The organism is Mycobacterium sp. 852002-53434_SCH5985345, from assembly GCF_001667155.1.
Taxonomy (GTDB): Bacteria; Actinomycetota; Actinomycetes; order Mycobacteriales; family Mycobacteriaceae; genus Mycobacterium.
This window is the reverse complement of record NZ_LZIE01000085.1, coordinates 67219-76222: the sequence shown is the minus strand read 5'-3', so window position 1 is coordinate 76222 and position 9004 is coordinate 67219. Positions and strand designations below refer to the sequence as shown.

The 9004-nt window shown below is 66.9% G+C and carries 10 protein-coding genes; 8 read left to right on the top strand and 2 right to left on the bottom strand.

The genetic code is table 11. The annotated features are described in order from the left end of the window. Positions 1 to 190: 190 nt before the first annotated feature. The gene (locus A5756_RS21575) at positions 191 to 1363 is read right to left on the bottom strand and encodes an acyl-CoA dehydrogenase family protein (protein WP_066957306.1); all 1173 of its coding nucleotides are present in this window, start codon (positions 1361 to 1363) and stop codon (positions 191 to 193) included. 120 nt (positions 1364 to 1483) lie between these two features. Between A5756_RS21575 and fabG the strand changes: the two genes are divergently transcribed. From fabG to A5756_RS21545, 6 genes are all read left to right on the top strand, one after another. Further along, positions 1484 to 2224: a 3-oxoacyl-ACP reductase FabG gene (fabG, locus tag A5756_RS21570; RefSeq protein ID WP_066957279.1), complete on the top strand. Its 741-nt coding sequence runs from the start codon at positions 1484 to 1486 to the stop codon at positions 2222 to 2224. Further along, positions 2221 to 3447, top strand: coding sequence for an acetyl-CoA C-acetyltransferase (locus A5756_RS21565; RefSeq protein ID WP_066957277.1), 1227 nt, complete (start codon positions 2221 to 2223; stop codon positions 3445 to 3447). The genes fabG and A5756_RS21565 overlap by 4 nt, the downstream gene beginning before the upstream one ends. Beyond that, the gene (locus A5756_RS21560; RefSeq protein ID WP_066957275.1) at positions 3444 to 4637 is read left to right on the top strand and encodes a CoA transferase; all 1194 of its coding nucleotides are present in this window, start codon (positions 3444 to 3446) and stop codon (positions 4635 to 4637) included. Before A5756_RS21565 ends, A5756_RS21560 begins: the two co-directional genes overlap by 4 nt. A gap of 25 nt (positions 4638 to 4662) precedes the next feature. Next, positions 4663 to 5856 carry an acyl-CoA dehydrogenase family protein gene (locus tag A5756_RS21555; RefSeq protein WP_066957273.1) on the top strand — a complete coding sequence of 398 codons (1194 nt, stop codon included), beginning with the start codon at positions 4663 to 4665 and terminating at the stop codon, positions 5854 to 5856. A 2-nt stretch (positions 5857 to 5858) separates the two neighbouring features. Continuing rightward, the gene (locus A5756_RS21550) at positions 5859 to 6551 is read left to right on the top strand and encodes a GntR family transcriptional regulator (RefSeq protein WP_066957272.1); all 693 of its coding nucleotides are present in this window, start codon (positions 5859 to 5861) and stop codon (positions 6549 to 6551) included. A gap of 66 nt (positions 6552 to 6617) precedes the next feature. After that, positions 6618 to 6980 carry a hypothetical protein gene (locus A5756_RS21545; RefSeq protein ID WP_066957270.1) on the top strand — a complete coding sequence of 121 codons (363 nt, stop codon included), beginning with the start codon at positions 6618 to 6620 and terminating at the stop codon, positions 6978 to 6980. On the opposite strand, the gene A5756_RS21540 is transcribed toward A5756_RS21545, so the two are convergent. Further along, positions 6977 to 7951 (bottom strand): GlxA family transcriptional regulator, encoded by a 975-nt coding sequence (locus tag A5756_RS21540; RefSeq protein WP_066957268.1) that lies wholly within the window; start codon positions 7949 to 7951, stop codon positions 6977 to 6979. The genes A5756_RS21545 and A5756_RS21540 overlap by 4 nt on opposite strands. A 75-nt stretch (positions 7952 to 8026) precedes the next feature. Between A5756_RS21540 and A5756_RS21535 the strand changes: the two genes are divergently transcribed. Next, the gene (locus A5756_RS21535) at positions 8027 to 8683 is read left to right on the top strand and encodes a DJ-1/PfpI family protein (protein WP_066957304.1); all 657 of its coding nucleotides are present in this window, start codon (positions 8027 to 8029) and stop codon (positions 8681 to 8683) included. Further along, positions 8684 to 8992: a hypothetical protein gene (locus A5756_RS21530; protein ID WP_066957266.1), complete on the top strand. Its 309-nt coding sequence runs from the start codon at positions 8684 to 8686 to the stop codon at positions 8990 to 8992. Positions 8993 to 9004 lie beyond the last annotated feature (12 nt).

Genomic DNA, 9004 nt, shown 5'->3' with positions numbered 1-9004 from the left:
GGGCGCCGGGGGGGGTTGGGGCCCGCGGGCGGCTTGTTCGCGGGCTTGGCGGGGGGGTTTTCGGGGGCCCCCCCCCCCCCACCCCCCCGGGGGGGGGGGGCGCCCGCCCCCCCCCGCGGCTCCGGTGATGAATGCCACTCTGCCTGCAAGCTTTCCGCTCATAGTTTGCTCCCCTGTTGGTCCGGCCGCTCTATCGCTGAGCCGCCTTGACGAGGTTCGATCCGATGATCAAACGCTGAATCTCGCTGGTGCCCTCGTACAGCCGCAGCAGGCGTACATCGCGGTAGATGCGTTCGACGGCAACGCCACGCATATAACCGCTGCCACCGTGGATTTGAACCGCGAGATCCGCGACGTTGCCGGCCATTTCGGTGCAGAAGAGTTTGGCCGCCGACGGGGCGATTCTGCGATCCTCGCCCGCGACCCACTGCCGAGCGGCATCGCGCACCAGCGCCCGGCCGGCCATCACCGCGGTTTGCTGATCGGCGAGCATCGCCTGCACCAACTGGAAGTTCCCGATCGGCGTTCCGCCCTGGGTTGCGGTGGCGGCGTAGGAGACCGATTCGTCGAGCGCGCGTTGCGCGGCGCCCACCGCGAGGGCGGCGATGTGCACCCGTCCCCGGGCGAGCGAGGTCATCGCCGCTCGATATCCGATGTCTTCGCTGCCGCCGATCAGCGCGTCGGATCCGACGCGGACGTCGTCGAAGCTGACGTCGGCCGTCCAAGCACCCTCCTGCCCCATCTTGGCGTCCTTGGCTCCCACCTCGACACCCGCGGCGTCCGCGGGCACCAGGAAGACGGCGATTCCCGGGCCCTGGTCGTCGGCCGGCCGGGTGCGTGCGAAGACGACGAACAGATTGGCGACGGGCGCGTTCGTGATGAAACGCTTCTGCCCGGAGATCACCCAATCGCCTTCGTCGCGAACGGCTTTGGTGCGCAGACCGGCCGGGTTGGATCCGGCGCCCGGTTCGGTCAGCGCGAAGGAGGCGACGACGTCGCCGGCCGCAATCGATTCCAGCCAGCGGGATTTCTGCTCATCGGTGCCGAAGCCCACCAGAACTTGTCCGGCGATGCCGTTGTTGGTGCCGAACATCGAACGCAGTGCCAGGGACGTGTAGCCCAACTCCATCGCAAGCTCGACGTCTTGCACGAGGTTGAGGCCCAGGCCGCCCCACTCCTGCGGAATCGCGTAGCCGAACAGGCCCATCTTCTTGGCCTCGTCGCGGAGGTCGTCCGGAACGCGGTCCTGTTCGAGGATCTCCTGCTCGCGGGGCACGACGGCGCTGCGGACGAATTGCCTTGTCTGAGCGAGGATCTCTCGGAAATCGTCGTCCGAGACTTCGGCGACTTCGGCGGTGGCCATCGACTCCACGCTCCTCTCCTGGCCCGGGGCACCCCGGCTCAGAGCAGGATCCTATATCAAATATGATATTTGCCTTGAGGGGCGTCCGGTGGTGGAGACAACAGTGAAGGATGTGACCAGGTGTCGTTGTTGGCAGGTCAGACCGCGGTAATCACGGGCGGAGCGCAAGGGTTGGGGCTTGCCATCGCCGAGCGTTTTGTCGCCGAGGGCGCCCGGGTTGTGCTCGGCGACGTCAATCTCGAGGAAACCCAGGTCGTGGCCAAGCAATTGGGCGGTGATGACGTAGCGGTCGCGGTCCGCTGCGATGTCACTCAGGCGTCCGATGTCGAAACGCTGATCCAAACCGCGGTTGAGCGCTTCGGCACCCTGGACATCATGGTCAACAACGCCGGCATCACCCGTGATGCGACCATGCGCAAGATGACCGAGGAGCAGTTCGATCAGGTCATCGCCGTGCATTTGAAGGGGACCTGGAACGGCACTCGGCTCGCGGCGGCGGTCATGCGCGAAAACAAGCGTGGCGCGATCATCAACATGTCCTCGGTGTCGGGCAAGGTCGGCATGGTCGGGCAGACCAACTACTCGGCGGCCAAGGCGGGCATCGTCGGCATGACCAAAGCCGCGGCCAAAGAGTTGGCTTACCTGGGCGTCCGGGTGAACGCGATCGCCCCCGGTTTGATCCGCTCCGCGATGACAGAGGCTATGCCGCAGCGCATTTGGGATTCAAAGGTTGCCGAGGTGCCGATGGGCCGGGCCGGTGAGCCCAGCGAAGTCGCCAGCGTGGCGCTGTTTTTGGCGTCCGACCTGTCGTCGTACATGACCGGCACCGTCATGGAAATCACCGGCGGCCGACACCTATGAGTGCCGTCCGCGAAGCCGTTGTCTGTGAACCCGTCAGGACGCCGATCGGGCGCTACGGCGGAATGTTCAAGGCGCTGACCGCCGTCGACCTCGGCGTCGCCGCGCTGAAGGGGTTATTGGAGCGGACCGGGCTGGCGCCCGAGGCCGTGCAAGACGTGGTCCTGGGCCATTGTTATCCCAGTAGCGAGGCGCCGGCGATCGGGCGCGTCGTGGCGCTGGACTCGGGCCTGCCGGTGACGGTTCCCGGCATGCAGGTCGACCGGCGTTGCGGCTCGGGCCTGCAAGCGGTCATCCAGGCGTGCCTGCAAGTGGGTAGCGGCAATAACGATCTCGTCATCGCCGGCGGCTGCGAAAGCATGAGCAACGTCGCCTTCTACTCCACCGACATGCGCTGGGGCGGCGCCCGCGGTGGCGTCCGGGTGCATGACGGGCTGGCCCGTGGGCGCACCACCGCCGGTGGCCGGCACTACCCGGTGCCGGGAGGCATGCTGGAAACTGCCGAGAATCTGCGCCGCCAGTACGACATTTCCCGCCAGGAGCAGGACGAGCTGGCGGTGCGGTCGCACCAGCGCGCGGTGGCCGCGCAGAAGGACGGCATCCTCTCCGAGGAGATCATTCCCGTGGCGGTGCCCGGCCGCCACGGCGAGGAACTGATCGACACCGACGAACATCCGCGCGCCGACACATCGGTCGAGTCGTTGAGCAAACTGAAACCCGTTCTGCTGGGCGAGGATTCGGAGGCGACGGTCACCGCCGGAAACGCCAGCGGGCAGAACGACGCGGCGTCGATGTGCGTGGTGACCACACCCGAGAAGGCCGCCGAGTACGGTCTGAAGCCCCTGGTGCGTCTGGTGTCGTGGGCGGTGGCGGGGGTCGCGCCCAACCTCATGGGGATCGGGCCGGTGCCGGCGACCGAGGCGGCGCTGGAAAAGGCCGGTCTGCGGCTGTCCGACATCGACCTCATCGAACTCAACGAAGCCTTTGCCGCGCAAGCGCTCGCTGTCATGCGGGAATGGAATTTCGGTGCCGCCGACCACGAGCGCACCAACGTGCACGGCTCCGGGATCTCCCTGGGCCACCCGGTCGGTGCGACGGGTGGGCGGATGCTGGCCAGCCTGGCGCGCGAGCTCAACCGCCGCGAGGCGGGCTACGGGCTGGAGACCATGTGCATCGGCGGCGGGCAGGGACTGGCCGCGGTGTTCGAGCGGGTCGCCCCGACGTGACCGGGCCCCTGAACGGCCTCACTGTCGTGGAGGTCTCCAGCTTCGTCGCCGCCCCGCTGTGTGGCATGACGCTCAATCAGCTTGGCGCGGAGGTGATCCGCATCGACCCGATCGGTGGCGCGTCCGACGTGCACCGGTGGCCGCTGGCGGCAGACGGCACATCGATCTACTGGACCGGGCTGAACAAGGGAAAGCGCTCGGCCACCATCGATTTGCGGTCCCCCGACGGGCAGGAGCTGGTCCAGCGGCTCATCGTCGAGGGGGACGGCGTGGTGGTGACCAACGCCGCCGGCCTGTCCTGGCTCAGTCACGACGTGTTGACATCCAAGCGGCCCGACGTCATTCACGTGCAGCTGCTCGGGCGCGGCGACGGTTCCACCGGCGTGGATTACACCGTCAACGCCGGCATCGGATTCCCGCTCGTCACCGGCCCCGCGGATCACGCCGGCCCGATCAACCACGTGCTGCCGGCATGGGACGTCTCCTGCGGCCTGTACGCAGCGCTGGCCGTCGTCACCGCCCTCCGCCGCCGCGACGAAAGCGGTGCGGGTGCGCGGATCAGCGTGGCGCTCGAGGACGTCGCACTGGCCACCGCCGGAAACCTGGGACTGCTGACCGAGCCCCAAGTCACCGGCACGCAACGGCAGCGCCTGGGCAACGCCATCTACGGGCAGTACGGACAGGACTTCGCCAGCCGCGACGGCGCCCGGTTCATGGTTGTCACCCTGACCCGCCGGCACTTTCGCGATCTTGTCGACGTGACGGGCACCGGCACCGCGGTAACCGCGCTCGCTGAGGCGCTGGGCGTCGACTTCGGCTCCGAGGGTGACCGCTACCGATACCGCGACGTGCTGTCCGGCCTCTTCGGCACCTGGTTCGCCGACCACACCGCCGAGGAGATCACCGGCGCGCTGTCGGGCACGACGGTGCTCTACGAGCGGTACCGCACCTTCGCGGAGGTCGCCGCCGGCCCGAAGGTGACTGCCAACCCGCTGTTTTCCCTCCTGCACCAGGAGGGCCTGGGTGACTACTTCGCCCCCGGCCTGCCGGTAACGCTCGACGGCACCCACCCCGCCGGCACGGCCGCCCCGGCCTTGGGGCAAGACACCGTCGAGGTCCTCGAGCGGCGTTTGGGGTTGACGAGGGCCGACATCGAACGCCTGACGGACGCCAAGACAATCGCTTGCTGAGCAAGCCAATACGGAAAGACAGCGCATGACCAAACTCGCCCAGACCCTGGGGTTGACGGAATTCCAGACCGAAATCATCGCCACCGTAAGGCAATTCGTCGACAAGGAAGTCATCCCCAACGCCGCGGAACTCGACCGCGGGGACACCTACCCTCAGGACATCGTCGACCGGATGCGCGACATGGGCCTGTTCGGACTGATGATTCCGGAGGAGTACGGGGGTTTGGGGGAGTCGCTGCTGACGTACGCGCTGTGCGTCGAAGAGCTGGCGCGCGGTTGGATGAGCGTTTCCGGGGTGCTCAACACGCACTTCATCGTGGCCTACATGCTGCGTCAGCACGGCACTGATGCGCAGAAGCAACGGTTCCTGCCGCGGATGGCCACCGGCGAGACGCGGGGGTCCTTCTCTATGTCGGAGCCGGAGCTGGGCTCCGATGTCGCCGCCATCCGGACTCGGGCGGTGCGCGATCGGGACGGCGACTACGCCATCAACGGCCAAAAGATGTGGCTGACCAACGGCGGGAGCTCGACGCTGATCGCGGTGCTTGTTCGCACCGACGAAGGGGCCGACAAGCCGCACCGGAACCTGACCACCTTCTTGGTCGAGAAGCCAACGGGTTTCGGTGAAGTCGTGCCCGGCCTGGTCATACCGGGCAAGATCGACAAGCTGGGGTACAAGGGGATCGACACCACCGAACTCATCTTCGACGGCTACCAGGCAAGCGCCGACGACGTTCTGGGCGGTAGCCCCGGACAGGGCTTCTTCCAGATGATGGACGGCATCGAGGTCGGCAGGGTCAATGTGTCTGCCCGAGCCTGCGGCGTGGGCATCCGCGCCTTCGAGCTCGCGGTCCGTTACGCCCAGCAGCGCCACACCTTCGGCAAGCCCATCGCCGAGCACCAGGCCATCGCATTCCAGCTGGCCGAGATGGCCACCAAGATCGAAGCGGCGCACCTGATGATGGTCAATGCGGCCCGACTGAAAGACTCGGGGGAGCGCAACGACGTCGCCGCCGGGATGGCCAAATACCTGTGCAGCGAATATTGCACCGAGGTGACCCAGCAGAGTTTCCGGATCCACGGCGGCTACGGCTATTCCAAGGAATACGAGATCGAGCGGCTGATGCGTGACGCTCCGTTCCTTCTGATCGGCGAGGGAACCAGCGAAATCCAGAAGAACATCATCAGCAAGCGACTGCTCGCCGAATACCAGGTCTAGCGATGACGATCCCGGATTTCGCCGCGCGACCGCAACTTTCGGACGATGTCGCACGCTTCATCCGCCGGCGGATCTTCGATGGCACCTACGCCGCGGGGTCCTACGTCCGCCTGGATCAACTGGCCGCCGAGTTGGGAATCAGCGTCACACCGGTGCGGGAGGCACTCTTCGCCCTGCGCGCGGAAGGCCTGATCGACCAACAGCCCCGCCGCGGTTTCATGGTGCTGCCGGTGACGGGTCGCGACGTCACCGACGTCGCGAACCTTCAGGCTCATGTCGGTGGTGAACTCGCGGCGCGGGCCGCGATCAACATCACCGACGACCAACTGCGCGAACTCAAACAGATCCAGGCGGAACTCGAAGACGCCTACGCCGGCGATGACGACGAGCGGACGGTGCGCCTCAACCACCAATTCCACCGCGCCATCAATGTTGCCGCGGACTCGCCGAAGCTCGCCCAGTTGATGTCGCAGATCACCCGCTACGCACCGGAATCGGTGTTTCCGGCCATCGAAGGTTGGCCCGAACAGTCGATGAGGGATCATCGCCGGATCCTGTCCGCGCTGAAAAAGCGTGACGACCAGCTGGCCCGCGCGGCGATGTCACAACACCTCGCCGCCGGCGCGGTTCCGCTGATCGATCACCTCACCGCCCGCGGGGTGGTCATGGACGCGAGCCGTCCGGCCTCGGGCTAACTGTTGTTCCCGCGCGCGCCTCGGCATATTCTGCCTGGGAGGGGGCAATGACAAAAGCGAGGAAAAGTGCCCCGAACGATCCGCGCGTCGGCCATCTTCGGTGTAGCTGTGATCGCGATAGCTCTCGCACCGCCGGCCGTCGCCGACCCACTGGACCCGATCCCCGGCAATGGCGTCTTTGTCGTGGGCCCCGACATCGCACCGGGCCTTTACCACACGGGCGGCTCGGGTTCGGCCTTCGGCGTCTGGATCAACAACGTGCCAACCCAGGACTCGATGTGCTCGTGGTTCACCTACAGCACGCCCGATGCGAACAAGGAGCACGTGCTTCAGACGAACACCTCGATCGGTCCGATGTACGCGAACATCAACACGGCGGTCAAGGCCTTCGAGTCGCAGAACTGTCAACCCTGGACACGGGTTTCCTAGGGCGCCTCGCCGGCCCACGCCCGGGTGTCGTGATTCTTGTCGCGAAAGGCATTGCGATAACTTTGCGGCGCCACTCCCAGCAGGCGGCGGAACTGTTCGCGGAAATTCGTAACTGACGCGAAACCGACTCGGCGCGAGATGGATTCGACGCTGTCGGAGCTGCACTCGAGCAGCTCCTCGGCGTGCTTGATCCGGACGCTGTTCACCCACTGCATCGGCGTCTGGCCCGTTTCCGTCTTGAACCGCCGGTTGAGGGTTCGCTCGCTGGTGGCGGCCTGCCTCGCGATGTCGCGGAGCGTCAGCGGCAGGTGGGCGTTGCCCTCCAGCCAGACCAGCAGGCCGTCGAGTTCGGTGTCGGACCTTCCGCGGCGGCGAATGACGAACTGAGCCTGGTCGCCGGTGCGGTGAAGGGGCGTGACCGCTAACCGGGCGGCGTCGGCGGCCGCCGCCGAGCCGTAGTCGCGCGCAACCATGTACAGGCACAAGTCGAGCCCCGCGGAGGCCCCGGCGGAGGTGAGAACCTGGCCTTCGTCGACGTAGAGCGCGGCGGCATCGAGTCGGACGTCGGGATGCACGGCGGAAAACAGGTCGGCGGCCGACCAATGCGTGGTGGCGCGTTTGCCGGCCAGTATCCCGGCGGCGGCGACGGTGAAGGTGCCGCTGCAGATGGAGGCGATGCGAATTCCCTTGCCGTACGCGGACTTCAGCGCCGCGATGACGTCCTCCCGGACCGGCACCGTGACGTCGTTGCGCCCGGGCACCACGATGGTATCGGCGTTCGCGAGTTCCGCCAGGCCGCAATCGGTGGCGATCCGCACCGGTCCGGCCGGAACGACGGGGTCCGCGCCGCAAACCCGAACGCGGTACCCCGGAGCGCCGGTCGGGAGGTAGGCACGACCGAATACCTCGATCGCGATCGCCAGATCGAACGCGATGACGTCCGGCTCGGCCAGGATCGCCACGGAGTGCATGGGTTGGCAATATACCGGTCCATAGTGTCAATCCAGCCACTGGTTTTGTCGGACGCGGCCGATGACGATGACGTGGTGCACGCACAGATCGTCTTGTACGACGGGTTCGACCCGCTTGACGTCGTCGGGCCCTTCGAAGTCTTGTCGGCTGGCAGCGACCGTGTGGGAGGCGACTTGACGGTGACGCTGGTGTCGGCGGAGGGGCCGCGCAGCGTCATCGGCGGCACTCGCGGTTTGGCGCTGACGGCCGCCGCCGCACTCGATCCATCGGAAAGCGGCTGCGTGATCGTGCCCGGCGCCAGCGGCCCCATCACCGGTGATCCGGACGACGGTGTCGAGACCATCCCGGTGCTGCTGGCCCGAGCCGCGCAGACCGAGCTGACACCGTTGTTGCGGAAGGCGTTTGACAACCCGGAGGTGACGGTGGGCGGTGTCTGTGGCGGATCCGTGGTGATGGCGATGTCCGGCCTGATCGAGGGGCGCCATGCGGTGACTCATCACCTGGGCCTGGAGCTGCTCGAAGCCGCGGGTGTGCATGCGGTGGCGGCGCGCGTGGTCGACGACGGCGACCTGATCACCGCGGGCGGTGTCACGTCGGGGCTGGATCTGGCCCTGTACCTGCTGGACCGGTGGTACGGACCGCGAGTCGCGCACGCCGTCGAGGAGCTTTTCGAGTACGAGCGTCGGGGCACCGTGTGGCGTCCGACGGGACGAGATCCGGTGGAGGCATAGATGGGCATCGGCGGTGACTGGGACGTAACGATCAAGACCCCGATCGGGACTCTGGCCGTGCGGTATGCGTTCGCCGAGTTGCCGGGCGGACTGACCGGCACGGCGACGTACAAGGGCGAAACAGTTCCCTTGCAGGACTTGATAAGTGGCGCGGCCGCCGAGGGCACGCGGCTGACCTGGCGGCAATCGGTGACCAAACCGATGCGGCTCAACCTGGACTTCGACGTCGTGGTCGACGGGGATCGGATGGCCGGGCATTCCCGCGCGGGCCGGTTACCGCGGTCGGCGGTCTCCGGCATCCGCCGCTGACCGCCAGCACGA